Source organism: Selenomonas sp. F0473 (assembly GCF_000315545.1).
GTDB lineage: Bacteria > Bacillota > Negativicutes > Selenomonadales > Selenomonadaceae > Centipeda.
This window is the reverse complement of sequence record NZ_JH992902.1, coordinates 1,813,776-1,839,800: the sequence shown is the minus strand read 5'-3', so window position 1 is coordinate 1,839,800 and position 26,025 is coordinate 1,813,776. Positions and strand designations below refer to the sequence as shown.

30 protein-coding genes are annotated in these 26,025 nt (G+C 58.3%); 6 read left to right on the top strand and 24 right to left on the bottom strand.

Features of this window, described 5'->3' with window-relative positions; translation table 11 throughout:
* Nucleotides 1–4: 4 nt before the first annotated feature.
* The 3 genes from ftsX to HMPREF9161_RS08435 all read right to left on the bottom strand — a co-directional run bounded on the left by ftsX (nucleotide 5) and on the right by HMPREF9161_RS08435 (nucleotide 3,267).
* Complete coding sequence (gene ftsX / locus HMPREF9161_RS08445; protein ID WP_009729250.1) at nucleotides 5–892, bottom strand: permease-like cell division protein FtsX; 888 nt, start codon at nucleotides 890–892, stop codon at nucleotides 5–7.
* Entirely contained in the window at nucleotides 882–1,568 is a 687-nt protein-coding gene (ftsE, locus tag HMPREF9161_RS08440) for a cell division ATP-binding protein FtsE (protein WP_009729249.1), read from the bottom strand. Before ftsE ends, ftsX begins: the two co-directional genes overlap by 11 nt.
* Before the next feature lie 172 nt (nucleotides 1,569–1,740).
* Nucleotides 1,741–3,267, bottom strand: a complete 1,527-nt coding sequence (locus tag HMPREF9161_RS08435; RefSeq protein ID WP_037348709.1) for a Na+/H+ antiporter NhaC family protein — start codon at nucleotides 3,265–3,267, stop codon at nucleotides 1,741–1,743.
* Nucleotides 3,268–3,526: 259 nt separating this feature from the next.
* On the opposite strand from HMPREF9161_RS08435, the gene HMPREF9161_RS08430 reads away from it, so the two are divergent.
* Both HMPREF9161_RS08430 and HMPREF9161_RS08425 read left to right on the top strand, forming a co-directional pair.
* Nucleotides 3,527–3,712 (top strand): type II toxin-antitoxin system HicA family toxin, encoded by a 186-nt coding sequence (locus HMPREF9161_RS08430; RefSeq protein ID WP_009729247.1) that lies wholly within the window; start codon nucleotides 3,527–3,529, stop codon nucleotides 3,710–3,712.
* 24 nt (nucleotides 3,713–3,736) lie between these two features.
* A complete protein-coding gene (locus tag HMPREF9161_RS08425; RefSeq protein WP_009729246.1) occupies nucleotides 3,737–4,135 on the top strand; it encodes a type II toxin-antitoxin system HicB family antitoxin in 399 nt (132 codons plus the stop codon).
* A gap of 77 nt (nucleotides 4,136–4,212) precedes the next feature.
* Here the strand turns inward: HMPREF9161_RS08425 and HMPREF9161_RS09970 are convergent, their stop codons facing one another.
* Entirely contained in the window at nucleotides 4,213–4,368 is a 156-nt protein-coding gene (locus HMPREF9161_RS09970) for a hypothetical protein (protein WP_156804660.1), read from the bottom strand.
* Nucleotides 4,369–4,483: 115 nt separating this feature from the next.
* On the opposite strand from HMPREF9161_RS09970, the gene HMPREF9161_RS08420 reads away from it, so the two are divergent.
* Entirely contained in the window at nucleotides 4,484–5,005 is a 522-nt protein-coding gene (locus HMPREF9161_RS08420; protein ID WP_009729245.1) for a YbaN family protein, read from the top strand.
* On the opposite strand, the gene tnpA is transcribed toward HMPREF9161_RS08420, so the two are convergent.
* Together tnpA and HMPREF9161_RS08415 are read right to left on the bottom strand one after the other, a co-directional pair.
* Nucleotides 4,957–5,430, bottom strand: a complete 474-nt coding sequence (tnpA, locus tag HMPREF9161_RS09840; RefSeq protein WP_009728778.1) for an IS200/IS605 family transposase — start codon at nucleotides 5,428–5,430, stop codon at nucleotides 4,957–4,959. The two genes, HMPREF9161_RS08420 and tnpA, sit on opposite strands and share 49 nt — an antisense overlap.
* Nucleotides 5,431–5,601: 171 nt before the next feature.
* Nucleotides 5,602–6,567, bottom strand: a complete 966-nt coding sequence (locus HMPREF9161_RS08415; protein WP_009729244.1) for a type I phosphomannose isomerase catalytic subunit — start codon at nucleotides 6,565–6,567, stop codon at nucleotides 5,602–5,604.
* A gap of 141 nt (nucleotides 6,568–6,708) precedes the next feature.
* Here HMPREF9161_RS08415 and HMPREF9161_RS08410 point away from each other — a divergent pair, with 141 nt between their 5' ends.
* Nucleotides 6,709–7,464 (top strand): esterase family protein, encoded by a 756-nt coding sequence (locus HMPREF9161_RS08410; RefSeq protein WP_009729243.1) that lies wholly within the window; start codon nucleotides 6,709–6,711, stop codon nucleotides 7,462–7,464.
* A gap of 13 nt (nucleotides 7,465–7,477) precedes the next feature.
* Nucleotides 7,478–8,674 (top strand): acetyl-CoA carboxylase biotin carboxylase subunit family protein, encoded by a 1,197-nt coding sequence (locus HMPREF9161_RS08405; protein WP_009729242.1) that lies wholly within the window; start codon nucleotides 7,478–7,480, stop codon nucleotides 8,672–8,674.
* Nucleotides 8,675–8,772: 98 nt separating this feature from the next.
* Here the strand turns inward: HMPREF9161_RS08405 and HMPREF9161_RS08400 are convergent, their stop codons facing one another.
* The 6 genes from HMPREF9161_RS08400 to HMPREF9161_RS08375 form a co-directional block, all read right to left on the bottom strand.
* Nucleotides 8,773–9,864 carry an alpha/beta fold hydrolase gene (locus tag HMPREF9161_RS08400; protein WP_009729241.1) on the bottom strand — a complete coding sequence of 364 codons (1,092 nt, stop codon included), beginning with the start codon at nucleotides 9,862–9,864 and terminating at the stop codon, nucleotides 8,773–8,775.
* Between the two features lie 46 nt (nucleotides 9,865–9,910).
* The gene (locus HMPREF9161_RS08395) at nucleotides 9,911–10,810 is read right to left on the bottom strand and encodes an AEC family transporter (protein WP_232213527.1); all 900 of its coding nucleotides are present in this window, start codon (nucleotides 10,808–10,810) and stop codon (nucleotides 9,911–9,913) included.
* A gap of 34 nt (nucleotides 10,811–10,844) precedes the next feature.
* The gene (locus HMPREF9161_RS08390) at nucleotides 10,845–11,696 is read right to left on the bottom strand and encodes an aldo/keto reductase (protein WP_009729239.1); all 852 of its coding nucleotides are present in this window, start codon (nucleotides 11,694–11,696) and stop codon (nucleotides 10,845–10,847) included.
* A 63-nt stretch (nucleotides 11,697–11,759) separates the two neighbouring features.
* A complete protein-coding gene (locus HMPREF9161_RS08385) occupies nucleotides 11,760–12,599 on the bottom strand; it encodes an SDR family oxidoreductase (RefSeq protein ID WP_009729238.1) in 840 nt (279 codons plus the stop codon).
* 43 nt (nucleotides 12,600–12,642) lie between these two features.
* Nucleotides 12,643–13,086, bottom strand: a complete 444-nt coding sequence (locus HMPREF9161_RS08380; protein WP_009729237.1) for a nuclear transport factor 2 family protein — start codon at nucleotides 13,084–13,086, stop codon at nucleotides 12,643–12,645.
* Nucleotides 13,087–13,119: 33 nt separating this feature from the next.
* Complete coding sequence (locus HMPREF9161_RS08375) at nucleotides 13,120–13,635, bottom strand: flavodoxin (protein ID WP_009729236.1); 516 nt, start codon at nucleotides 13,633–13,635, stop codon at nucleotides 13,120–13,122.
* Between the two features lie 112 nt (nucleotides 13,636–13,747).
* Here HMPREF9161_RS08375 and HMPREF9161_RS08370 point away from each other — a divergent pair, with 112 nt between their 5' ends.
* Nucleotides 13,748–14,632, top strand: a complete 885-nt coding sequence (locus HMPREF9161_RS08370; RefSeq protein WP_009729235.1) for a LysR family transcriptional regulator — start codon at nucleotides 13,748–13,750, stop codon at nucleotides 14,630–14,632.
* Between the two features lie 50 nt (nucleotides 14,633–14,682).
* Here the strand turns inward: HMPREF9161_RS08370 and HMPREF9161_RS08365 are convergent, their stop codons facing one another.
* The 12 genes from HMPREF9161_RS08365 to HMPREF9161_RS08330 form a co-directional block, all read right to left on the bottom strand.
* A complete protein-coding gene (locus HMPREF9161_RS08365) occupies nucleotides 14,683–15,333 on the bottom strand; it encodes a class I SAM-dependent methyltransferase (RefSeq protein ID WP_009729234.1) in 651 nt (216 codons plus the stop codon).
* Nucleotides 15,333–15,968: a hypothetical protein gene (locus tag HMPREF9161_RS08360; protein WP_009729233.1), complete on the bottom strand. Its 636-nt coding sequence runs from the start codon at nucleotides 15,966–15,968 to the stop codon at nucleotides 15,333–15,335. The genes HMPREF9161_RS08365 and HMPREF9161_RS08360 overlap by 1 nt, the downstream gene beginning before the upstream one ends.
* A 130-nt stretch (nucleotides 15,969–16,098) precedes the next feature.
* Entirely contained in the window at nucleotides 16,099–16,656 is a 558-nt protein-coding gene (locus tag HMPREF9161_RS10240; RefSeq protein WP_366928472.1) for a hypothetical protein, read from the bottom strand.
* Entirely contained in the window at nucleotides 16,626–17,507 is an 882-nt protein-coding gene (locus HMPREF9161_RS10235; RefSeq protein WP_366928473.1) for a hypothetical protein, read from the bottom strand. The genes HMPREF9161_RS10240 and HMPREF9161_RS10235 overlap by 31 nt, the downstream gene beginning before the upstream one ends.
* Entirely contained in the window at nucleotides 17,501–19,096 is a 1,596-nt protein-coding gene (locus tag HMPREF9161_RS10230) for a TonB-dependent siderophore receptor (protein WP_009729231.1), read from the bottom strand. Before HMPREF9161_RS10230 ends, HMPREF9161_RS10235 begins: the two co-directional genes overlap by 7 nt.
* Before the next feature lie 66 nt (nucleotides 19,097–19,162).
* Entirely contained in the window at nucleotides 19,163–20,284 is a 1,122-nt protein-coding gene (locus HMPREF9161_RS10225) for a hypothetical protein (protein WP_009729230.1), read from the bottom strand.
* Between the two features lie 63 nt (nucleotides 20,285–20,347).
* Nucleotides 20,348–20,854 carry a TonB-dependent siderophore receptor gene (locus tag HMPREF9161_RS10220; RefSeq protein ID WP_009729229.1) on the bottom strand — a complete coding sequence of 169 codons (507 nt, stop codon included), beginning with the start codon at nucleotides 20,852–20,854 and terminating at the stop codon, nucleotides 20,348–20,350.
* A 238-nt stretch (nucleotides 20,855–21,092) separates the two neighbouring features.
* Nucleotides 21,093–22,223, bottom strand: a complete 1,131-nt coding sequence (locus HMPREF9161_RS08350; RefSeq protein WP_009729228.1) for an MBL fold metallo-hydrolase — start codon at nucleotides 22,221–22,223, stop codon at nucleotides 21,093–21,095.
* A 242-nt stretch (nucleotides 22,224–22,465) separates the two neighbouring features.
* Nucleotides 22,466–22,954 carry a flavodoxin gene (locus HMPREF9161_RS08345; RefSeq protein WP_009729227.1) on the bottom strand — a complete coding sequence of 163 codons (489 nt, stop codon included), beginning with the start codon at nucleotides 22,952–22,954 and terminating at the stop codon, nucleotides 22,466–22,468.
* Between the two features lie 3 nt (nucleotides 22,955–22,957).
* Nucleotides 22,958–24,598 (bottom strand): DUF4127 family protein, encoded by a 1,641-nt coding sequence (locus tag HMPREF9161_RS08340; RefSeq protein WP_009729226.1) that lies wholly within the window; start codon nucleotides 24,596–24,598, stop codon nucleotides 22,958–22,960.
* On the bottom strand, nucleotides 24,595–25,314 hold the full coding sequence (locus HMPREF9161_RS08335) for a hypothetical protein (protein ID WP_009729225.1): 720 nt from the start codon (nucleotides 25,312–25,314) through the stop codon (nucleotides 24,595–24,597). Before HMPREF9161_RS08335 ends, HMPREF9161_RS08340 begins: the two co-directional genes overlap by 4 nt.
* Nucleotides 25,314–26,012 (bottom strand): DUF2225 domain-containing protein, encoded by a 699-nt coding sequence (locus HMPREF9161_RS08330; protein WP_009729224.1) that lies wholly within the window; start codon nucleotides 26,010–26,012, stop codon nucleotides 25,314–25,316. The genes HMPREF9161_RS08335 and HMPREF9161_RS08330 overlap by 1 nt, the downstream gene beginning before the upstream one ends.
* Nucleotides 26,013–26,025: the final 13 nt, after the last annotated feature.

Below are 26,025 nucleotides of genomic sequence, written 5' to 3'. Positions count from 1 at the left end.
GCGGTCATACCCTCAAGAAACGCTTCAGCGATACCCATGCGCCCGCCGCGCCGATCGCCATGCCGAGCAGAACGATGACGATACTCACATACGTCATGAACGGCGACTGCGGGATGAGGGGGAAGAACGCGAGCGTATCGTATACCTTATTCGCCACCCCCGCGTAGAAACTGCGCAGGACGAATGCGGAAATCACGCCGCCGATACAGCCGAGGACGACGCCCTCGAGCACGAACGGCCAACGGATGAACGCGTCCGTCGCGCCGACGTACTTCATGATCGCGATCTCGCGGCGCCGCGCGAAGACCGTCAGGCGGATCGTATTGGCGATGATGAACACCGTCGCTCCGCCGAGCAGGAGAATGAGCAGCACGCCGAAGAGGCGCACGAGCCGGGTGATGTCAAAAAGATGCTCCACGACATCCTGCCCGTACTTCGCCGACTCGACGCCGTCCATGCGCTCGATCTGCTTTGCCGCCGTCTCCACCATGTCCGGCTGGCGTACCGTCACCTCGTAGGCGTTGGGCAGCGGGTTCTTGTCGCCGAGCGCATCGAGCAGATATTTCTGCTCGCCGAGGCGCTCGGAGAGACGCTCCCGCGCCTCCGCACGGCCGACGTATTTGACGCTTTCAATCCCCCGGAGGGCCTTGATCTTATCGCCGAGCTCCTCCTCTTCGTCCTCCGTCAGATCGTCCGCCATATAGACGCTGATCTGTACCTGCGACTCGAGAAGAGAGGCCGCGCGGTTCATGTTGAGCGCAAGGATGAGGAACACGCCGAGAATGAAGAGCGACACGGCGACCGTACCGACCGCCGCAAAGGTCATCCAGTTGTTGCGGCGCAGGGATCGAAAGACCTCCTGCACATAGTATTCGGCGGTTCTAATCTTCATAGCCGTAGCCTCCGTGCATATCGTCGCGTACGATATGACCGCCTTCAATGGCAATCACACGTCGCTGCATCGTATCGACAATGCCTTTATCATGCGTTGCCATAACGATCGTTGTCCCCGCCGCATTGATGCGTTTAAAAATATCCATAATATCCCAACTCGTCTCCGGGTCAAGGTTCCCCGTCGGCTCGTCCGCAATGAGAATCGCGGGATCGTTGACGATCGCGCGCGCAATCGCCACCCGCTGCTGCTCGCCGCCCGAGAGCTGCGAGGGAAAGTTCTTGTATTTATCGCGCAGCCCGACCACGTCGAGAACCGCGTTCACGCGCCGCTGCACCATTTGGCGCGGGGCCTCGATAACGCGCATGGCAAACGCCACATTTTCATAAACCGTCTTGTCGGACAGCAGTCGGTAGTCCTGAAAGATGACGCCGAGGCCGCGCCTGAGATACGGCACGTCCTTCATATCCATCCGGACGACGTCGTGGCCGTTGACGAAAAGCTCGCCCTCGGTCGGGAGTTCCTCCCGGAACAGCATCTTGATGAATGTGGATTTCCCCGCGCCGCTCACGCCGACGACGAAGATAAACTCGCCCTTGCCGATTTCGATATTGATATGATCGAGCGCGACGACTCCGTTATTGTATGTCTTGGAGACATTCTTCATCCGAATCATTGCGTAACTCCTATTTCTATCCGAATAAGGAACGTTCCGATGAGAGGGCGGTCCCTTAAAAACCGCCTTTCATTATAACACAAATGAAAGCCCTGTAAAACCACAAATGCCATATTCGTGAACCTGCGGAACGTAAAAAGGACCGCGGGCGCAGTCCTTGCACATATGCCGGTTATGCCGACGCTGGATTTTTCCGTTCGATCGGCGGCACGCGCCGGAGGATGACGGCAATCGCAATGCCGAGCGCCGCAAATCCCGCGGCAACGCCGAGCCAGCCGTTCCGGGTCATACCGTCCACAACGTAGCCGATGAACGAACAGAGCGAGACCGTGAACACATATGGGATCTGCGTGTTCACATGGTCGAGATGGTGGCACTGCGCGCCCGCGGACGCGAGAATCGTCGTGTCCGAGATGGGCGACGCGTGATCCCCGCCGACCGCCCCCGAGAGTACCGCCGCCACGCAGACGACGAGCATTGCGGAGCTGTCCACGTCGCCGAGCACCGCGATTGCGATCGGAATCAGGATCCCGAACGTCCCCCACGACGTCCCCGTCGCGAACGACAGGCCGAGCGCCACAAGGAAGAAGATCGGCGGCAGGAACATGACGATGGACGCGTGCGCGCTGACGAGTCCGCCGACAAAGCCGCCGAGGTTCAGATATTTATCGCTGCACACGCCCGAGAGCGTCCACGCGAGGCACAGGATGAAGATCGCGGGCACCATGGCCTTGAACCCCTTGCTGAAACTCTTGCAAAATTCCGTAAAGGAAAGAATGCGGCGCGGCAAATAGAGCAGTCCCGTAAAGACGAACGCGAGGAAAGAGCCGAATACCAGCGACTTCGACGAACTGCAGTCCGCGAACGCCTGCGCCACGCTCTTGCCCTCGTGGATGCCGCCCGTATAGAGCATCCCGTAGATGCAGGCGCCGATCAGCACGGCGAGCGGCAGGAGCAAATCGATCATCGTCCCCTTGCCCTCTTCCTCATCGCCTTCTCCCATATTGTCACGGTATTCCGCCGGAACGAAGAATTCCTTTTGATTCTCACGCACCGAGCGCCTCATCGCGCCGTAGTCGCGCCCCGTCCAAATGATGAAGATCATGAACGCGAGCGTCAGCAGCGCGTAAAGATTAAACGGGATCGTCTGCAAAAAGAGCGAGAACCCGTCGATCGAGCTGTTCTCCGGGAGCGACGAGCCGACGGCCGCCGCCCAGCTCGATACGGGCGCGATGATGCAGATCGGCGCCGCCGTCGCGTCGATGATGTACGCGAGCTTCGTCCGCGCGATTTTGAGCTTATCCGTAACGGGCCGCATGACCGTGCCGACCGTCAGGCAGTTGAAGTAATCGTCGATGAAGATCACAACGCCGAGCAGCGCCGTGAGGAGCAGCGCGCTGCGCTCGCCCCTGATCGTGCGCGCCGCCCATTCGCCGTAGGCGCGCGTCGCGCCCGAGCGCGTAATCGCCGCGACGAGGATGCCGAGGATCGCAAGGAACACCAAGATGTTCACGTTTGCGCCGATCTTTTCCTCCATCACCGCGAACATCATAAGCACGGCTTCCAGGATGTTAAACCCCGTGAAAAGCATTGCCCCGGAAAAAATCCCGATGATGAGCGACATATAAACTTCCTTCGTCCAGAGCGCAAGCGCGATCGTAATGACCGGAGGAAGTACGGACCATGCGGATTCCGCCATTATTTAACCCACTTTCCGGGGGAGACGTCCCGCTCCCCGCAATTTTCAATTGCTGTTTATTTTATAACAAAGCGGCCGGACAATCAAGATATATCGTTTGCCGCCGATCTGTTATTGATAGGATTACGATAGAAGTATGACAAAAGAGGAGGCCGGACCATATCCCGACGGTTTTAATACACCGGGAAACGGAAAAGGTCTCCCTTGACATATTACGCAATATTACGTATCATAACCTATATAGTAAGGAGGAACGTTGATGAAGATATCCGAACTCATCAAGATACTCAAAAAGCACGGTTGCCGCAAGGAGCGAAGCGGCGGAAATCATGATATCTGGTACAGCCCTCTTACGAAGAAATTGTTTCAAATCCCGCGCCATGCCGGCCAAGAAGCCGGCATAGGGCTCGCCAACAGTATTTTGAAGCAGGCAGGACTAAAATAGATGTTACGGAAAGGAGTTTCCCCTATGAAATATGTTTATCCCGCTGTTTTTCAGCCGGAGGAAACGGGCTTTTTCATCTCGTTTCCCGATATTGAGGGGTGTTTCACGCAAAGTCCCTCTATCCAGGACGGGATGGATATGGCGGCCGATGCGCTAAACCTCATGCTGTGGCATATGGAAGAGAAAGGATTGAACATCCCCGCCCCCTCCTCGCTGCGGGAACTGAAATGCCCGCCCGATAGCTTTGCAACATTGATCGGAGCCGATACGCTCGCCTATCGGAAACAGCATGACACAAAGTCCGTGAGGAAAAATGTCTCGATCCCTCGTTGGCTCGACACGCTTGCCGCGGAGCACAATGTAAATTTCTCAAATATTATGCAGAACGCGCTCATGGATGCCTTAGGGGTCGGCAAAGCATAGCCGCGGCATACGAAAACGAGGCTGTTTCGCAAAAAGAATACAAAAAGCAGGTGAAATCGCCTGCTTTTTTGTATGCGTCACAGCCCCTTGCGCGGCAGGCGGCTACCGTCCTCCGTCTCCATGCGCAGCGCATAGAGGATTTTTTCAAAATATCGCGCCACGGGAAAAGCGCGCGTGTAGGCAGAGCCGCTGACGCCCGTGCTGTGGCGGAACGTGCCGTAACCGACGCGCACCTGCGCCCCGTCGCCCGTCCGGGCGGCGCGTGTTGAATTTTTTCCTTCCCCATGTTATTCTCTTCCCTGACAAATATTCTCAAAATCTTGACATACCGACGGAAAAGGAGCGCTCATGCCCCTCAAAAAAATCTTCTTCGGCGCGCTCGGCATCCTCAGCTTTGCGCTCGGCGTCATCGGCGCATTTCTCCCCGTACTGCCGACCGTTCCGTTCATTCTGCTCGCGGCGTACTGCTTCGCGCGCAGCTCGCGGCGCCTCGACCGCCGGCTGCGTACGACGCGTATTTACAAAGAGACGATGCGCATCATGCGCGACGGCAGGCGCGGCATGACGATCGGGCGGAAACTCCGCATCATACTTCCCATCACGCTCCTGATGGGAATTTCCTTCCTATTGACAGACAGCCCTCACGCGCGAATCATCCTCGCCGTCGTATGGACCGCGCATCTGATCGTCTTTATCTTCCGCATTCCCACGCGAATAAATATCCACCCGCGTAGCGGGTGGTTTTTCATTTTCGGGCATAGCCCTAATATTACTAGCGGCGTACAAGTACGCTTTTTATTGGCCTGCCAGCCATGCGTTTGTTACTTGCTACCCATAAATGGGTCTCTCGGGTCAAATAAACTCAACTGATCAGATTCCCTGTCTCGTTTCAGTTGACCTTCGATGTATTCTGTTATCGCCTTCGTGTTTTTCCCTACCGTATCCACATAGTAACCTTTACACCAAAACTCCCGGTTCCTATATGCAAATTTCATATTCCCAAACTTCTGGAATATCATTAAGCTGCTCTTGCCTTTTAGATACCCCATAAACCCCGATACACTCATTTTCGGTGGGATACTTATCAGTATGTGGATATGATCTGGACACACCTCTCCTTCGATTATTTCTACACCTTTCCACTGGCATAACGTCCGCAATATCTCTCGTATTGCCATCCGCTTCTCTGCATAAAACACTTTCCTCCGATATTTCGGTGCAAATACTATGTGGTACTTACAATTCCACTTCGTATGTGCTAAACTATTTGTGTCTGCATTTTGTCGTTTTGACATTATGTGACCTCCCTAGTACGGTTGCTCTTGCTAAGCTGGCAGGCTCGGCTCTAGCTTACCATACTAGGGTCTATTTTTTTCACCGCTTAAGCTCTTTGGAACCACGCGACTATCGCGTGGTTTTCTTTATACAAAAAAATAAGCTGCGGCGGCAGCTTATTTTTTTCTCAATCATATATGCGTCAGTAAAAATTCGCATCGTCCCCTTACCGTATAATCGCCGAGCCCCGCCGGAACGAAGGCGGTCTCTCCGCGCGCCAAGTCGAGGTATTGCATCCCGTACATAAGCGTACACGTGCCGCCCGTGACGACGATCGCATGGAACGAGGCGGGATCCGCCGCGAAATGCAGGACGCTCGAGACGGTGAATCGATACGCCGTGAAATACTCCGTCGCCGCGAGCAGATATCCCGTTCCGCCGCGGAGGAACCCGAGACGCACCGTCGTCCCCCGAGCGGCATCTTCCGCCGGCGTCAGGCATGCGACATCCTGCGCTTTGGCAATGTGGAGATCGCGCGGCTTCCCGGACGCGTCGACGCGCCCGTAATCATAGACGCGGTACGTCACGTTCGACGCCTGCTGGATTTCGCAGATAAGCACGCCCGCGCCGATGCCGTGCAGCGTTCCCGCGCGCACAAGCAGCGCGTCTCCGCGCTTGACCGGCACATGGTTCAGCACGGAGACGATCGATCCGTCCGCCGCCTTCTCCGCGAGTTCCTCCCGCGTGAGCGGCGCCGACACGCCGCAGATCACCTCCGCGCCCTCGGCCGCGTCGAGAACATACCACAGCTCCGTCTTCCCCGCATCGCCCTCGACGCGGCGCGCATAGGCGTCGTCGGGATGTACCTGCACGGAGAGATTCTGCGCGGCGTCGATGAACTTGATCAGCACGGGGGCGTCCGTACGTCTGCCCGCGCGTGTGCCGAGCGCTGTGGGATGATCGGCCAGCCACGCGGCGAGCGTCTCTCCCGCGCCGGCCCCGTTCTCGATACGACAGAGTCCGTCCGGATGCGTCGAGAGTTCCCAGCTCTCTGCCGTGATCCCCATGCCGCAGTCCTTCCGGAGCTCCTGGCGGAGCCGATGGCCTCCCCACAGATAGTCCTTAAAGGCGGGCGTGAGTTTTATGATATAGGACAAGCGTCATCCACTCCTTTTCGCTCATCCCATTATCCTAGAAATTCTGAAAAAAAGCAAGCCGCATCTATTCCATTTGACAAAAACCCGGGGATTCGATAGAGTATTATTGTATCTGTATATTCGGATCCGCGGAGGATATTTATGATAGAACGCAAAGAAATCAATTGGCGCAGCAAGCGCCTTGACCGCGTCATGAACATACGCGTCTACGGCCGGCCGGGCGGCGCCCCGATCCTCGTCTTTCCGACGCAGGACGCGATGAGCGACAACTTCGAGAACTTCGGCATGATCGACGCGATGGCGGACGATCTCGAACGCGGACGGATACAGTTCTTCTGCGTCGACACCGTGGACGCCGAGACGTGGTCCGACGCGGGGGGCGATAATCCCCGGCGCGCGCGGCGGCAGGAGCAGTATTACGGCTACATCATCGACGAGGTCGTGCCGTTCATGCGCGGTGAGAACGACGCGGGGCGCCGCCCCGTTGCGGCGGGGTGCAGTCTCGGCGCGCTGCATGCCGCCATTGTATTCTTTCGCCGCCCGGATCTCTTCGACGGACTGCTCGCGCTCTCCGGCGTCTACGACGCAAAATTCTTCACGGGCGGCTGGATGGACGGCGTTCTCTACGACAACTCGCCGCTCGATTTTCTCTCGAATATGCCGCTCGACCACCCCTACGTCGACACCTACAACGATCGGCGCATTGTGCTCTGCGTGGGACAGGGCCGCTGGGAAGAGGAGGGGCGGCGCACCGCGGCGCTCATGGGCGATGTGCTCCACAGCAAGGATATCCGCGCATGGGTGGACTTTTGGGGCTATGACGTCGACCATGACTGGGACTGGTGGAAGAAACAGTTCCCCTATTTTCTCCCGTTCGTTCTGCGCGAACAAGTCTAAATGAGGTGACCGCATGAACTTTATCTTCGTTTCACCGCAGTTCCCGCGCGTCTATTGGAATTTCTGCGACCGCCTGAAAAGGAAGGGCGTCAACGTCCTCGGCATCGGGGACGCGCCCTATGACGAACTGCCCCACGAAGCGCGCGATGCGCTCACCGAATACTACTTCGTCCCGTCCCTCGGCGACTACGATCAGATGCTGCGCGCCGTCGCGTTCTTCACCTTCAAATACGGCCGCATCGACTGGCTCGAGTCCAACAACGAGTTCTGGCTCGAGAGCGACGCGCGCCTGCGCACGGACTTCAACATCCGCACGGGCTGGCAGTTCGGCGACATGGCGCGCATCAAGAACAAATCCGGCATGAAGCCCTACTATAAGAAAGCGGGCATCCCGACTGCGCGCCTGCGCCCCGTCACGACGCTCGAGGACGCAGAGGCATTCCTCGCCGAGGTCGGCTATCCCGTCATCGTCAAACCCGACACAGGCGTCGGCGCAACCGATACCTACCGCATCGACAACCACGACGAACTCTGCCACTTCTATTCGTCGAAACCCGAAGTTCCTTACGTCATGGAGGAGTTCGTCACAGGCGACATCTGTTCGTACGACGCCGTCGTCGATTCGAACTCCGTCCCCGTCTTCGAATCCATGACCGTCTGGCCGCCGTCCGTCATGGACATCGTTCTCTATCAGCTCGACCTCTCCTACTATACGGCCGACCGCGTACCCGAGGCGCTGAAAGAAATGGGACGCGCCACGCTCAAGGCGTTCGGCGTACGCAGCCGCTTTGTCCATCTCGAGTTCTTCCGACTGACGAAGGAAAAACGCGGGCTCGGCGGCGTCGGCGACTTCGTTGGGCTCGAAGTCAACATGCGTCCCGCGGGCGGCTATACGACCGACATGATGAACTATGCCCACGCCACCGACGTCTACGAGATTTGGGCGGATATGATCACCGCGGACCGCCGCCTCCTCCCGGACCTCGGCGCGCACTGCTTCTGCGCCTACGCGAGCCGCCGCGACTTCCACCGCTACGTGCACAGCCACGAGGAGATCATCGACCGGTACGCGGGCAAACTCGTCATGTGCGAGCGGATGCCCGAGATGATGTGGCCACAGATGGGCAATCACATGTACACCGCCAAACTCAAAGATCAGGCCGCAACGGACGAATTCATTCGGTTCGTCCATGCGCAGACGGAACAGTAAAAATTGCACAAAACCGCATGCCGGATGTGAGACACATCAAAAAACTCCCGCCGCAGCGGGAGTTTTTTGACGGTATGATACAAAACAGTGCAAAGAGTTTAGTCCAGTCCTTTTTCATGCAGCCACTGTTCTGCAATATCGGCGATTTCCTTATTGTTCAGATCTGCCATAAGGAAATGGGTGTTTCCCTTGATGCCACGCTCCGGCAAATAAATGATTGTCGCATCTCCGCCGTGACGGTTGATCGTCGCAACAAACCTTTGTGCCATTTGATACTCCGTGCGCCATTTATCCGGACCGACTTCCTTCGACGGCTGCTCCGCGATATTGCCGCCATAGATGAGGAGCATGGGAATGCGCGTGAGCTTTTCAAAATCCGCTGCGGGTATCCCTTTGGCACGCGCGCTCAGCGGCGGGTAAACGGATTCGATGGGTTCGGGCATCTCATTCTCAGGGAAGATAAACGGTGTCCCGCCCGGCTCGAACGAAACGATCGCCTTCACGTTGTCGGTACGGATCGGCGTACGCCAGCCGATCGTACCGCCCATCGAATGCGTCACGAGAATCGACGGTCCAATCTTATTGAGCAGCGCCGCCATAGCGTCCGCATTCATATCGTCGTCACGCGGCCCCGACTCAATCGTCCACGAACGTTGGAACTGATCGTAGCTCTCGGCGCCGGGCGGAAATTTTGAATCCGCAAGCAGTTCCGGCGCTCCATTTGGAAAACGTCCGACACGCGACAGCATATAAAGCGTATGATCGCCGTACATGGGATTCGCGCCCCACATTTCCCCGGGATTCTTCGCTTTCGTAGAGAGCCCCGCATCGCCCGTGCGCGGCTGATCAATCAGGTAGACGCTGTAGTGCTTCCGCAGGAAAATGTTTTGGAAGCCGTCGCGTCCGTCGGGCGTCGATTCCCATGTGCGTTTCGTCTGTGCTCCGCCGTGCTGAAATACGAGCGGATATTTTCGCGTATGTGCCGGAATCTGATAGAATACATAGGCATGGTCGCCGTATGCTTTCTGTCCGTCCTCGGAGAGGAATTTTTCCTCCGAGAAAGTCCCCGGATGTGTGACCGTCGTTCCGCCAACGGCAAAACTGCCCTGTGTCTCAAGGACAATAGGCTTTTCCTTTGCCGCCGCGTTCTGCGGCTTGGCGACAAAGCAAAGATCGAGCCCGGCACACATGCGACGATAAGTTTTGATTTCTTCATGTTGTTCCCTCTATTTCCTTTCATGCAAGCCCTGCGAGCCAATAGGCGATGGGCATCGTTATGGGCGCGACCAGCGTCGTCAGCGTGATCCCCTTCATGGATACGGGGTAGGCCTCCTTATTGTACATTGCTGCGAGCAGCGCCAATCCGTTGCCGACCGGCGTCGCAATCGCCGCCATGCAGACGCCGAGAAGCACCGGGCTGTCAACGAACCGGCCGAGTGCCAGAACAACCGCTGCCGGCAGGATGATCATCTTCACGAGTGAAAACGCCCATATGCGGACATCCGAGAACATCCCGCGCCAATCCATATCGGCGAGGAGCGCGCCCATGAGAAGCATCGCAAGCGGTGCGGTCATTGCGCCGAGCATATGCAGCGTCGCCTGCAGGGCATAGGGTACCTGCACGTTAGCGAGATAGAGCGGCACTGCGAGGAAACATGCGAGCATCCCCTCGTTGAGCACATCGCGCAGACGAAATCCACCGCCGGCTCCGCCTTTGATCGCCGTCATCGCATACGAGTAAAACAGCAGGTTAAAGGGGATCAAAAATACCGTGATATAGATGAGCGCGCCTTTCCCATAGAGCGCGTCAATCATGGGAACGCCCATAAACCCGATGCTGCTGAACATCTTCATGAGGTTCACGACGGTGTAATACTTCTTCTCATACCGCAGTATACGCGGCAGAATCCATGCCCCCGCAAGGAGGAAGATGAGCAGCGCCAGCGTCACGCCGAACGTAAATAAAAGCTCCGTTCCGGTCACATGCGGCTCATCCGTAATCGCCCCCGAGAGAATGATTGCGGGATATGCGATCCGTACGACAATCCCCGAGATCTGCGCTTGGCTTTCGTCCGTGACCAGACGCTTATGCCGCGCATAAAGTCCCGCCATCACGAGCAGCGTAAAAATAAGCATTTGCTGAAAGACGGCCATGTCAATCTATCGCCTTTCAGTCATGGATATGCCAACCGCTCAGCCACTTGACGGTCTCTGCGGTGCGATGATCAACGATCTCGCTGCGCCCGAGGTCAAGGCGCGAAACCTCAGCCATCTCGGCATCCGTCAACGAAAAGTCCCAAATATCGATGTTCTCTTCCATACGCTCCCGCCGCACGGATTTTGGAATAATCACGACGCCGCGCTGCACATTCCAGCGCAGGACGACCTGCGCCGTGGATTTCCCGTATTTTTTCGCGATGGCGACGATCTTTTCATTCGTAAAGATGCCGTGCTTGCCCTCGGCAAGTGGTCCCCACGCCTGCGGTACGACGCCAAACGCCTTCATTGTTTTGAGTGCCTTCTCCTGCGCGAAGAAGGGATGCAGCTCCACTTGATTGACCATCGGCGGAATCTTTGCATTGAGGCAAAGATCGGTAAGCCGATCCGGATAGAAATTGGAGACGCCAATTGCACGAATCTTGCCCGCCTTATAGAGTTCCTCCATCGCGCGCCATGCGCCGTAATAGTCGTTAAAGGGCTGATGGATCAGATAGAGATCCAGATAATCCAGCCCCAGCTTATCCATGGAGACGGCGAACGCCTTCTGCGCGCCCTCATAGCTCGTATCCTGCACCCATAGTTTCGTCGTAATAAAGAGTTCGTCGCGCGGGACGCCGGATGTGCGGATCGCCGCGCCGACAGCCGCCTCGTTAAAATATGCTGCCGCTGTGTCAATCAGCCGATAGCCCGCCGCAATCGCATCCAACACTGCCTGCTCGCACTGCGCCGCATCCTCAACTTGAAAGACGCCGAATCCTTCCATCGGCATCCGAATGCCATTCTTCAATGTTACATATTCCATGGTATAATCCTCCTGTTTCCCAACAGAGTGCGGTGCCGTCTCCCGCCTTGTCAAGCCCCCTGCTCAGCTCCGCGGATCTTCGCTGAGTTTCCCGTAGAAATAGGAAGCCGTCGCGCCTCCGTCTATAAGGAAGTCCGCGCCCGTGATGAACGCGCCCTGCGGACTCAGCAGCAGCTCGGCGACGTTCGCGATCTCGTCCGCCGTGCCGGGACGCCCCGCCGGGCATTTGGCAAACATATTCTTGTAGAAGTCGCCGCGAATGCCGTTGAACTCGTCGATGGCAAGCGGCGTCACGACGATGCCCGGCGAAATCGAGTTGATGCGCGCACCGCGATCGCTCCAGCGCCCTGCCGCTTCACCCATGACGCGTTTCGCATTCGCACGTTTGGAGAGCTGATAGGCATGGAGGCTGTTTTCGATCCGATCCGGCTGCAGGAAATCGAGCGCGAGCAGTTCCTCGGTCGGCGTCACGGCGAGCGCTCTGTCCTGCTCTGCCGTTAGCTGTGCCATGCGGTGCCCGGACTGACTGGAGATCGTCACGCCCGTGCCGCCGCGTGCGATGACCTTGCCGACCTCCTCGAGGAGCACGGCCGTGCCGTAGAGATCGACCTTCAGGATGGCTTCGATGCTTGCCTGACTGGGCGAAAGCCCCGCGCCGTTGACGAGCATCTTGACGTCGCCGTATTCCTGCGCCTTTTCGATGAGGGCGCGGATGGAGGCGCGGTCGGAGAGATCCATCTCCATCGCCTCCGCATCAAAGCCCGCGTTCGTCATGGTCTCCGCAATATTGCCCGCGTTCTTCCGGCTCTTATCGCCCACGACGATCTTCATCTCATAGCCCATGCGGCGCGCAATCGCCATGCTCAGCTGACCGGCTCCCGTCACAATCATAACGTCTTTCATATGTTCTTCCCGTTTCCTATGATAGATTCAAAACGTCACCGGTTTATTTTCCAAGTGCGTGCGTATCGGAAAACATAAAATACTGCTCCCGTGCCGCAATGCGCCACCCCGCCGCAGTCCTCACATAGCGATCCTCATAGCGCACGGCGTGCGTCGTCAGCATATCGGCACCGTCCTTCTCGTTGACGAGATGTGCCAGCGCATAGCAGGTTCCCGTGGCATGCGTCTCGTCCTCGAAGGCGACCGTCTGCTGTCCGTTCATATGGAACGCCGCCTTTGCCGCGCCGAATCCCTTGTACGCCGCAATCAGATCATGCACATTCTTCAGATCCATACCGAGCTCGCCGTTAAAGTAAACACGCACCCGGCAGTCCTCGGTAAAAATGTTTACATAGTAGTCCTGATTGTTCTTGTCGGACTCGTTTGCGTAGGTATCGACAAGCTGTTTCAGCTCTTGGCTCGCTGCGATTTCTTCGATCATCGTCATTGTAATCCCCCCGTTTTCATGGTCAATAAATTTTTATTCTGAAAAGCTTTCGATCCAACTGCGGATGATCGGCTCCGACGCAGTGACACCGGCGCCGTGAATCGGCAGCCCCTTTGCAACGTGCGCACCCGGGCAAAGGCGCGCGATGTCCTTTTCGCTCGCGCCCATGCCGCTGCCCTCGTGCGTGCAGAACGGTCGGATCGTCTTTCCTTTGAAGTCAAAATGCTCGAGAAAGGTGAACACCGCCATCGGCATCGTCCCCCAATAATTGGGGAATCCAAGATACACGACGTCATAGCCGTCGAGGCTCTCCGGATATTCCTTCAGTGCGGGGCGGGCATTGTTCCGCCGATCGGCGCGCGCCTCCTCGATGCAGGTGTTGTAATCCGCGGCATATTCCCGAACCGGATCGATGCGGAATATGTCCGCCCCCGTCAACTTCCGGATGATGCCCGCGGCGACTTCCGTATTCCCTACCGGCAGTTCCTTGAGTGTGCCGCTCACATAGTTCTCGTGTGCGCGGGAAAAGTACGCAATCAACGCTTTCATTCTGTGTGCCTCCGTTCTCGTTTCTGTACCTATCATACAGCAAGATTCGTTGACACGGAATCTCCGATATGTTACAGTCACTTTAACCAAAAGTTCAAAGCGGAGGCATCATATGATCAGCACACAGTTATCGGTATTTTTAACGGTCGCGAACTGCGGCAGTTTCAGCAAGGCAGCCGAGCGGCTCTTCATCTCTCCCACGGCGGTGATGAAACAGATCAATACGCTCGAGAGCCGCCTTGCACTTCCTCTCCTCACGCGCAGCTCGCACGGCGTCCGTCTGACCCCGGCGGGCGAAATCATCTGCAAGGACGCACAGTTTCTGACGGACTATGCCGCTCAATCGGTTGAAAACGCGCGCCGCGCCATGACCGAAGAACCGAAGGTGTTTCGCGTGGGAACCTCGATGCTCAACCCGGCAAAGCCGTTCATGGATCTCTGGTACCAAATGAGCGAGGCGTTCCCGAACTACGCGCTGAATCTCGTTCCCTTCGAGGACGATCACAACGGCATTCTTGCGGAGATTGTGCGCATTGGCGAGAAATACGATTTCCTCGTCGCGGCGTGCGATTCCGATGCATGGCTGGAAAAATGCAATATGCTCATGCTGGGACGCTATGAGATCATGTGCGCCGTTCCCCGCGGGCATCGCCTTGCGCAAAAGGAGCTGCTCACGCCGTCCGACCTCCGCGGCGATACGGTGCTCATGGTCGCCGCGGGCGACTCCGCGAGCAACGATGCCGCGCGCCGCACATTAGAAGAGGATCTGCATATCCGGATCGAGGATACCGCGCATTTTTACGATATCTCGGTGTTCAACCGCTGTGCCGAAACGGGCAGCGTACTGCTGACGCTCTCTTGTTGGAAGGATGTGCATCCCGCGCTCGTGACGATTCCCGTCGATTGGGCGTACGCCGTCCCCTATGGACTCCTCTATGCGCAGCATCCGCCCGCGCACATCGAGAGATTCGTCCGCACACTCGCGCAGCATAGATAAAAGAGCCGGTATGCCGATGCGTACGATGCACCGGCATACCGACTCTCTATTTATCTTTTCCCAAGAACGGCGATCCAATATTCGCCGTCCATAAAATGTGTCTCGACCTCGGGGAATCCCGCCGCACGGAAGAGCCGTTCAAATTCCGCGGGCGTCGGATTCGTCAGCTCGTATGCCTCAACCTTTTCCCGAATGCCTGCCGGGAGATCGGGGCGCTCGTAGATCTCCGCAAGCAGGAGGAACATCCCGCCCGGCTTTACAACGCGCGCGACCTCCTTCAAGCTCTCCGCAGGATTCGGCCAAAAGTAGAAACTCTCAACGGTCACAACTTTATCAAAGTGCGCGTCCGGGAACGGCAGAGACTCTACCGATCCGGAGAGAATTTCCATGCGTCCCGACGCCACGAGCGCGCTGTTGAATGCCCGCGACGCCTCGACCGACGTCTCGGAATAATCGATGCCGACGAGATGCCCCGCCGTCACGCGCTCCGCCATGCGTGCGAGTGTGTTGCCGCCGCCGCAGCCGATGTCGAGCACGGTATCGTTCGGCGCAAAGGAGAGCAGTCCGATCCCCCATGCCGTCAGCCGCGCATGGCTCTCGTTCATCCGCGCGAGCATCGCGCGCCCCGCCGTGCCTTCGGGGTGCCGCGGGTTCCCCTCGGCCGTCTCCCGATCGAGTTCCCGCCAGTCTTTTTCCGCCATTACTCCGCCGCCCCCATCGTCTGTTTCGAAAGATCAAATCCGAACTGCACGGGATCCGCGGGATCCCAAATGCGCGTCTTTTCATTGTAACGCACGGGGACATAGAACGTCGCCGTACCTGCGGGCTTGAGGTCGCGATACGCCTCTGCCGTCGCCTCGACGGCAATGCGCCGGATCTCCTCGGGAGAGTCGTCGAGTTTCATGCGGCGGCGCAGGAGAGAGGAGGCCCTTTCTTTCGCCTCCTGCATATCGAACCGCGTCACCGTTACCTCGACCGTCGCCCGCTCCTTGTTCCGCTCCGAGACCGCCGTCTCGACCGTCGCGCCGCGCAGGGACTCCATGTACGCGTCGCCGAGCTGTCCCGCCTCCTCGGGGGAGAGCGCCGCCCCCGTCGTCTGCAGCGCGTTCGAGAACGCCGCCTTCATATTGAACGACTCCGTCGGCGCGCCGTAGGCTGCCAGCCGGTTCTGCGCCGCCTCATCCTGCCGCACGAATGCGTCGCAGTAGAGTTTGACGCTCTCCGCCGCGTCCGCCTTCTCCATGCGCCCGATGGTCGAGACATAGAGCGCCGCAAGGATTGCCGCCGTAAAGATGCCGATGAAAATCACGGGAAATTGAATCTTGGATTTTTTCAATGTTGTATCACCTCTTTTACGTATTCTATCGGAATAAAATGAGAGCGGGTTAAAATCCTATTTCCCCATTGATAAAAACCATACGAAAAAGCAGGCGAAACCGCCTGCTTTTTACACATCGCGATACGCCTCAGAACTTGTACGTCACCTGCATCCGGAAATAGTCTCCCAGCTTAAACTTCTCTGCGCCGTAGAGTGTGTCGCGTTTGCCGATGCCGCGGGCGTCGAAGGTGTAGAACGCTTCGACGAGGAGGTTTTCCATCGGGACGTAGCCCGCGCCGAGGGTGAAGCTCCGTATGCCGTCCATGTAGCGGTCGGGGACGCTCTCGGTGCCGTTGCCGCCGAAGAAGGAGCCGTGCTCGAAGTACTTATAGTCGAGGAAGGCGTTCCAGCTGCCGGGGCGGTTGGTATCGCTCTCGCCGACGTCGAACCGCAGCGTCCAGAACATGGGATTGCTGCCTATGCGCCGTCCCTTAAAGACGAATTCGGAGCTGTCCGGCGTATGCTCGTAGACGGTCTCGCCGTTCATGAATCGCCCGAATGCGGTGATGTTGCGTCCCCAGTCCGCGGAGACACGCAGGTTACGCCCCGGATGCCATGCGGCGCCGATGCCGACGACGTTTGCAAGCCGGTTAAAGCGATGCACGTCGTTGCTCTTCACATCGCCCTCGTCGTGCGCGGCCTCCATCGTATGTGTCCGGTCGCCGACGGAGCGCAGGTAGAACGCGGTGATGCCGAGCTGCGGCGCGACCTCGTGCCGCGCCTGTACGAACAGCGCCTTATCAAGCGCGGGAATGCGGTCCTGTAGAAGCGCAGTGCCGGTGTACGGCATGAGGACCCCGAGTTTCTCCAATAGATGCAGCGGCAGCTTTCTGTCGCTCTCCGGCTCCCATGATTGAGGAAGCGTAAAACGTGCGATCTGTTCCTGCAGCATGCCAAGGCCGCGCTCTGTCCGTCATTATAATAGTGGAAATCGATGTCCCCGTACATAAATCCATCAGTCCAAGACAGCGCGGGGTCGGTCAGGCTGCGGTAGGACAGCTCCTTTGCCTCGTCCCGCGCGATGGGGGCGAACTCGCTCGGGTCATAGGGACGGGCATACCAGAGCTCCCCTTGGGGGCCGAATCCTTGGTCGCCGATGTATCTGCCCGAGATGAACTCCGTCGTCGCATTCACCATCTGCTTCGGGTGCCCCGGCAGCTCCAATTCTTCCTGCGATGTACGAATGTCCCCGGGCGTATACCGCTCTACACGCGTTCTCCACGCATCTTCAAATTTTTGCCGCCGTTTCTCGGGATTGAGGAATGACTCGATGTCCGTCTTCGGTCTGAACGTAATCTGCTCGATATATGTTCCCAGAACGTTGCCGTGAATGTCCGTATAGGTCGTCTTTCTCCAGAGATACGATTGGAGATCTTGGTCCGCACGCATTTCTTTGACCTTTTTATCCGAGCCGTCCTTCTGCGGCAGCTCCTTGATGAGGTCGAGATAGCTCTTTAGAACGGCATCCTTTTCCTCGGGCGTCGCTGCCTTCAGCATGCGCTGGTAGAGGCCGTCGTACCCCGGGACAGGATAAAGCTCGCCCCCATCGGCAACGCCCAGCCATTCATACTTCGTCGGGGCGCGCAGGAAGGCCTGCCGCGTCGCGTGCGTATATGCCGAGTCATGGATGCCCGTACTGTGGCGGAACGTGCCGTATAGCCGAGCCGCACCTGCGTCGCCCGGCCCGTCCAGACGGCGCGCGCGCCGTCGTACTCCTTGCCGAAGTAGTAGCCTGTGACGCCCATCGGCTCGGTGAGGCGTCCGAGGGAGAGGTCCCATTTTCCTACGTGCTGGGTGACGTCCGCTTCGTCGATCCGCGCGCGGGAGAGGCCGTGGTTCTTCGATGCGTCCACCTCGGTATCGACGCCCGCATTCCCTGCGGCGCCGCCAAGCACACGGACATTCGTATTGTTGCCAATGCGCGCGTCTACCCCCGCGCGCAGGCGCTGCTCGAATCCGTGCTCCGCCTTCTCGAGGTAGTTCTTATACGCCGTGCCGACCTGCGCCTGCCTCGTGACGCGCGCCTCGGACGGCTTGATTTTGCCCGTGAACACGTTCCACCGTGCGCGGTAGTCTCCGATGACGCGCACGCCGCGTTCCTTCTCTGTTTCAAAAGGCTTTACGATGAACCACCGGTCCTTCGGCAGCGTCCACGGTTTTTCTTCGGCGGTCTTCGCGCGTATCTCGGTATCCGCGTCGGGGCCGAAGGTAAGGTTCACGCCGATGCGGTAAACGCGCTGCTGGAGAGCGCGGTCGTCGTCGCGGTGATTCAGGATGTTGTCGATGCCGACATATGCGCTTGACCCCTTGCCGAGGTCTTTTTGCACCATGAGGTTCCAAATGCCGAACGTCTTTGTCTCATAGGTCTGCTTGCCGCCCTCGGCAAAGTTATATTTGATGTTGTCGTGTTCGTCGTAGGTGAGGTAGTTGCCGTTATTCGCAACAGTGTTGCTGTCGAGCATCTTGATGTAGTAGCTCCCCCAAAGCGAGGCGCGCCAGCCCCTGTTCTCATAGGAAATACCGATGTCAAGCTTATGCTGCGGGCGGTCGAGCAGGCGGCGCGGCATCAGCGTGTCGCTCTTGTTGATCGCATGGAGGAGGGTATAGCCGAGTTTCCCCGACCAGTGGCTGTCGAACCTGCGGTCCACCTCCGCCTCTAGCCCCGTAATCTCCGCGCGCCCGATATTCTTGAAACTGTATATCATATCGGGCGGGAGCAGCCATTTGAGCGACTTCTCCTCATCTGTGTTGGCGGGGAAGAAGTCCAGCAGGCGCCCTGTGAAGAAGGTCGTCATATAGTTACGAATGCGGTTGTGGAACGCGCTGACGCGGATGGCCGTCCGCCCCTCTTCCATCTCGTAGCCGATGTCGATGTTCACGGACTTCTCAGGTTTTAGATACTTATTGCCGATGAAGTAATAGCCCATGCGCGCGACGCCGCTGTCTACGGGATGTCCCGCGTACATCTCCCAGTTGTAGTAAAGCTCGCCCATGCCCGGCTCCGTGTAGCCCGTGCCGAGATTCGCCTTGAACCGGCGGTTCGATTTGCCGCCGATGTTGTGCGTCATGCCGATGTTAAAGGTCATGTTCGTACCGAAGAGGCTGCTGTGGTCGAGCCGCAGGATGGGCGCGAGGATGGTATCGCGGCCGAGCTACCATGTATCCTGCACGAAGAGATATTCTTTCTTGATCTCCGCTTTGCCGACGGTTTGCTTATTCTGCCGGAGATAATATTCTTCTCCAAACATCCGCCCCTTGTAGGTAATCCGATGCGTAGGGTCGTCTTCGTCTATGACTCTGTTATAATAAAGCCACAAATACATATCGTCCGATAGGTTGCCCGGTCTTATCCAAGCGTTGTTCGGGTCGTTTCTCAGTTCCTCGGCAAAGGCGTGGTGGCGCGCCCTCACGTCGGGCGGAGCGTCGGGTCTGAGGTAATCGTTCCGGACGTTTTCGAGGTAGTCTTTATAGTCGTATATCGGTTTGAGCGTTCTGCCGTTCGCGTCGCGCAGCCCATACATTTCGTAGTCGTAGTCATATTGAGGAATGCCGTTCTCGTCGTAGTTGAGCGTATAGTCGTGCACGCGGGAGAGCGGTGGTTTATCACTCGAACCATCCTGTGTGAAGAGGTTCTTGTCATAGTCCCACGGATTGATGGCACGCATATAGGTCTGCGGGGCATTCTTGAGTCGGCTGCCCTCGCCCGTCTCCTTGCTATATCCGAATCCGTAGGTGAGGAGATGGTCGTTATTTATCTGTGTATTCGCGGACGCCTTAATGCTCCACTGGGAATGTAGGATATCGTCGATATAGTCGAGCCGGTTCTTGCCCTCATACTTCGAGTGAGCACGGTTCGAGACCAACGTGATGTCGTCTCCGCGCATCTTCGCATAGTCGAGGTCGACCTGCCAGTCGCTCGCGCCGCCGCGCCCCGTATACGTCATGCGGTAGGTGTCGCGGGTGACGGTGCGCTTGAACTGTTGGCGGTCTTCCATATCCGAGTTGGAATGCTTAACAAATCGCTGCATATCCTCGGCGATATGGTCGAGCCCGAGCGTCAGCCCATGGTTCGCGTTGATGTCGTAGGCGGCGGTAAAGCCGATGTCCTTGATGTCGCCGTAGTAGCGCAGGGAGTTGCGCACGCGCGTGCCGTCGCTCGTTCCGCCGTGCAGGACGCCGCCGAAAGTGTTCTTGCTGTAGGCGGGCATGATGTCGCGCTTGCCGCCGTAGATATCGAACCGGAACTTGCCTATCTGCCCGCTGTCCGCGCGCAAAAAGCCGTTGGCGAACGGGAAGAGGTCGCCGTCGCCCCGTGCGCGCCACCCCTCAAGGTTTACCTACAGGCCCGCGGTCTTCGATGCCTCCTTCGTGATGACGTTGACGACGCCGCCGATGGCGTCCGCGCCGTACTTCGCGCTCGCCGCGCCGCGGATGATTTCGATGCGCGCGACGTTCTCCGTGCCGAGGCGCTGGAGCTCGTCGCCCTGCCCCGTGTATTTGGCAAAATCCCCCATGACGGGCCGGCCGTCGACGAGGATGAGCGTATGGCGCGGCTCTGCGCCGCGGATGGAGAGGCCGACGCGTCCCATCGCGTCGACGGTGCGCGTCATGCCCGTCTCGTCGAAGATGATGCCTTCGACGGATTTGGCCTGTTTCTTCGCGATGTCCTCGGCCGTGATGATGGTCGTCGACTGGGATTCGTACTTCGCATTCTCCTTCGCGGAGTCGGCCTCTACCCGGATGTCGGCGTCGTCCGCCCATGCGGTACAGACGGGCGCGGCAAGCCACGCGCCTACGGCGCAGGAGAGCAGGCGGCGCATCCGCTTCTGTGTCCTTTTATTCATTATATATAACACTCCTTCAACTGTAATTCATAATGGATGATTCTCATTCTGTTGAAGATAAATGAAAATCTATTTCAAATTATACGACTTATGAGAATGATTGTCTATATCTTTATGAAACTTTTATAATTAGATTCGTTATTACTCACTTTTATGAATTATGTTCACTTTTTTCTTTGCACAAAAAAAGAGCCGTTCCCGCTTTTTTATACGGGGCAGCTCTCGAATCTTTCTTACGCTATGCCATACCTTCCCACCAATGCGCGTAATCGGCGGGCGCGGCGATGTCGACGGCCTCGCCGATGCGCGGCGTGACGAGGCGATAGGGACGTCCGACGCTCTCGCGCAGAAGTTCCCGATAGGGTTCCTGCCACGCGTGCAGGGCGAGGGCGAATTTCCCGGCATGCGCGGGAAGCACGGCGCGCGCGCGGACATCCTCCGCCGCCTGCGCCGTCTCGACGGGCAGCATGTGGATCGCGTGCCACTGCATGTTGTACTGACCGTTCTCCATCAGCGCGAGGTCGAACCCGCCGAAGCGTTCGCCGATTGTACGAAAATGTTTCCCATAGCCGCCGTCGCCGCTGATGTAGACGCGCCGCTGGGGCGTCACGGCGGCAAAGCCGCACCACTCGGTATTGTTGCGCGTGAGGAAGCGCCCGGAAAAGTGCTGCGAGGGCAGGATATGGATGTGGAAATCGTCGGCGAGCGCGATATCCGCGTCCCAGTCCTCCTCGTGCAGATGCGCAAGGTCAAAGCCCCACGCCTCGAAAAACTCGCCGACGCCGAGCGGGCAGACGATCTCCTTGATTTTTGGTTGCAGCGCCATGACGGTCGCATAGTCGAGATGATCCCAGTGGTCGTGCGTCATGAGGAGAAGATCGAGCTCCGGAATGTCCGCCGCGGTATAGACGTTGCTCCCGCGGAACGCGCGGTTGATGAAGAAGATCGGCGAGCCGTACGCCGAAAAAACGGGATCGACGAGGATGCGGCGCCCCGCGATTTGAAGATAAAACGTGGAGTGCCCCATCCATACGGCGATGTCCTTTTCGCGAGGAATCGACGCGAGGTCGGTCTTATTGCTCGGAATGAGCTCCTTCGGAACGCGCCCGTCATCGCCCCCGAAGAGGACGCGCCAAAGGGTCTCGATACGCCCGGGGCGCTCCTCATCCGGCAAATTGTCGTCCATGTATTCGACGGGTTCGAGGCAGACGAACCGGCCGTTCACATAATGCGGCGACCGCTTGATGCGTTCGAGCCGCGCACCCTGCGGCGCGCGGCCGAATTTCTCCTGCCGGACGAAAAGTCCCGCCCCGCCCAAGAGCGCTCCGAGTCCCGCGAGCGCGCCGAGCAGGAAGTTTCTGCGTTTCATAGTTCCCCCATATAGTACGATGCGCGCCCCCAAGGGCGCGCATAATACCTACGTCGACCGAAGCGTTCGACGAAATGACACCGCTGTGCGCCAAAATCGCTCTTCACAACGCATCGCTGCGACGCGCAAGTTTGGATGCAGAGCAAGGAATCAGAAAAATCCAAGGGAGTCATAGTCAAAAGCCTACGTCGACCGCAGGATTTTTCGCAATGACACAGCTATGCGCCAAAATCGCGCGTCGCCTAAATACCAAGAGCGGCGATCCACGAATTAATCGCCATCGGCGTCTCCCCCATCTCAAACCGCCGTCCCTCCTTGACAAGGGCGCCCTTTGCCGAGGCGCGCAGGCGCGCCGTCGTCTCTCCCATGGGGCTGCCGCCCGATGTGGAAAACGGCACGACGGTTTTATCCTTTAGGTCGTAATGTTCGAGGAAGGTGTTGATAATATGCGGCGCGACGTACCACCAGATCGGGAACCCGACGAAAATCGTCTCATAATACGAGATATCCGGCAGTTCGCCCGCGATCTCGGGACGGCTCGCCGGATCCTTCATCTCGATGCTCGATCGGCTCTTTTCATTGTTCCAGTTGAGATCCTCCTCCGTATAAGGAACGGCGGGCACAATCTCATAGAGATCGGCGTCGATCACATCCGCGATCTTTTCGGAAATCTTCTCCGTGCGCCGCGAGGGAGACGCGGAAAAGTAGGCAATCAGGTACTTTCTACGCATGGCTCAGTTCCTCCTTGCCAGGAAATCATAAGCGGCCCCGCGTTCTCCGCGCAGGATATCCGACTCAAACATACGGTTCCAAGGGAACGTAACCTCCAGCTCGTCGATGTCGGCAAGCGGCGGAAGGTTTTCCTCGACGAAACGGTTCATCATGCGCGTGGAGCGGGCGCTGACGGCGTCTTTCTTGGACCCGAGGCTGCCGTAGAAGCCGTCGCCGCGCAGCCATGTGAGCTGGCGCGCGATCGTGTTGCGCACGTTCGCCTGATACGCCCAGTCGTCGAGATAGCGCGTTGTGAGCAGGCGATCCACGGCATCCGGCTGCATATGACGGACGAGCATGCCCTCGCCGATCGCAAAGCCGGAGCTGTTCGTCGGCGTGTTCCACCCCGCATAGGCGCGGATCTTATAAAGCAGTCCGCGCTTCTGGAGTTCCGCCATGAGCGCGTTGTCCGCGCCGTTGGCAAAGGCAACGTCGGCGATCGCGACGGGGTAGCCCTTGCCCACATAGTCCGTGACGATATCTGCAAAATATGAGGTTCCCTCGCGCGGCGTGCCGTCGTTCAGGGCCGCATTCGCTTCGTAGGTGCGGCCGTCCGGGTTCGTATTCACGGTGAGCACGACGTCCGCCTTCTCCGGGCCGCGCACGATCATGCCGCCCGCCGCGACAACGGCGTCTCCGATGGAGGCGCCGATCTTTTCATCCGAGTACAGGGGAACGGTCTCTTCCCCGCGCCCCCAGTTGTAACGCGCATAGACGAACGGGATCTCGCTGCGCCGCTCGTTGACCGCGCGCGTCAGCATGAGGAGCGCGATCTCGTCGATGCCCGCCATCGTCTGGAACCGCGTCCTGCCGAGGTCCGCCCCCTCCTGCGTGAGATGGCGGCTCTCGAGATGCGTCTGCGAGAACGGCGCGTTGTCGTCGCGCCCAAGCGCGAGATAGCGGAACGTCCCCTTTTTCCGCAGGAGGCCAATCATATACTCGTTCACAGCGTAGTTCTTCTCGCGGCGCCCCATCCAGTCGGCGAGCACCTCTTTCGGGATCAGCCGCTCGAGGAACGCATACTCTTTTTTCTCGCGGCGGGTCAGCCCCTCGACCTCATTCTTGTCGCGGAGCACCGTGTAGCGGAAGATATCCGCTCCGTAGCGGCGGTAATACTCCGGTTCTTCGTGTCCCGAGGCCTCGGCCGTGCGCGGCGTGCGCATGATGGAGCCGAACACGTAGAGCGGAACCTTCGGATGCTCGTGCTGGAGTTCGCCGAAGCGTTCGGCGCGCGCCATCACCTCTTCCCGCGTATAGCTGTGCTTGCGCGAGCCGACGAGGCTGCCGTAGATCATGGCGTCGGAGGAGATCACGGCGGCCTTGACCCCGGGCTGCGCGATGTTGGTCCGCACCCACGTCCAAAGTTCGTCGGGATGTCCGAGGTCCTCGCGGTTGCCGAGCAGATCGTTCGGCGGCACCACGATGTCATAGCCGAGCTGCGCCACGACGTCCGCCGTCTGTTTGCTCGAGATCGGACGGCTGTCATGCGGGATAAAGAGGATTTTCTCCGCGGGCGGCTCCGCCTTGGCCGCGTCGGCCGTCTGCGGGAGCAGTCCGAGGAGCAAACCTAAACAGAGTATACGAATGAACGGGTTGCTTTTCAAGCTGTACCTCCTTCCGCCGCGCTGGAACGCGCCGCGTCTTTCAAAATATTCTTCAGCGCATCCTTCACATCATCCGGCACGTTGAGCTTCGTATCGAACATGATGCCGCCCTCGCGCACCTCGGCGCCCTCGATCTCGATCATATCGACGAGGCGGTGCCCGCGGAATTCCGTTTGCCCGAGGCGCGACGCCTCAAGCGCCGCCCGGAAATCGACGCGGACACGGTTGCCGCGCACGTCGACGGGCACACGCTCCGAGACGTCGAGCGGTCCGACCATGCGCTCCACCATCGAAAGGGAGACGCGCGAGAATATCCACGAAACGAGCCCGTGATGCGGGACGTTTTTCCTGCGCACCCGATAGACGGCGTAGGATTTCTCGCCGTCGTGCACGATCTCCTCAATGGTTCCGGAGAGTTCGATATGTTTATATTTTTTCTTCGTCGTGCAGTCGATATCGAGTCTGCCGTCCGCATGCGACGTGAGTCGGATGCCCGTGACGGCGGCGTCCGTACCGAGATTCTTCGCGATCGCGTCGTTCAGCATCTCGTCGCGCACGAAGAGCCGGCCGTCCGCGATCTCGGTCAGGGTCTCGCGGTCCCATGTGTCGCGCACGACGCTCAGCACGGGACCATAGTCCGCCACGGCGTCTTTGACCGCGCCCCAATCGATGCCGCGCACGTCCTCGACGATATGCGCCGGAATATCGATGACCATCAGCCGTCCGCCTTTTCTGCGGCGGCCTTCTTCTCGCGCAGTTCCATCCAAAGATGCCGCGTGCGTTCAAAGAGTTTCGCATCGTTTTTGCGCACTTCTTGATCGCTCATGATCTGCGAGAGTATCTGCGTCGCCTTCTCATAGTCCCCGAGGCGGTAGTAAGCCGCCCCCGTCATATAGACCGCCATCATATCGGTCATCCCGTTGATGGGGTAATGCTCCGTCATGACGGATTTCTCATACAGCTCGGCGGCGCGGCGGAGCATCTCGTTCTCCTTCTCACGCTCGTCCGTATCGCGGTAGACCCACGCCATCCCCATGCAGTAGCCCGCCTGCTTTTGCAGCGGCCAGCCGAGGCGCTCGGCAAAGTAGATGCCGAGTTTGTAGGCGCGGATCGCGTCCTCGACCGACCGCTCTTCCGTATAGTGCAGGTTGATCTTGTGCCCCTCGAGGAGTTCCTTGATCTTTTCCTTGTCGCGCGGATGGAGCGGCTCGTCGACGAACTGCTTTTCATCGGCGGCAAAGCCGCAGTGCTCGCACACCCAAACGCGGTAACGGTAGGGGTTGACCCCCTTGTAATGGGCGCAGAAGTCCTCGTCCGTCCCGAGCGTAATGAGACGCGCCTTCATCTTCGTCGCGTGCGTCTGCTGCCCGCAGACGGGACAAGTCTTTTCAACCGTAAACGTATACTCCGCCATGGTTACCATTCCT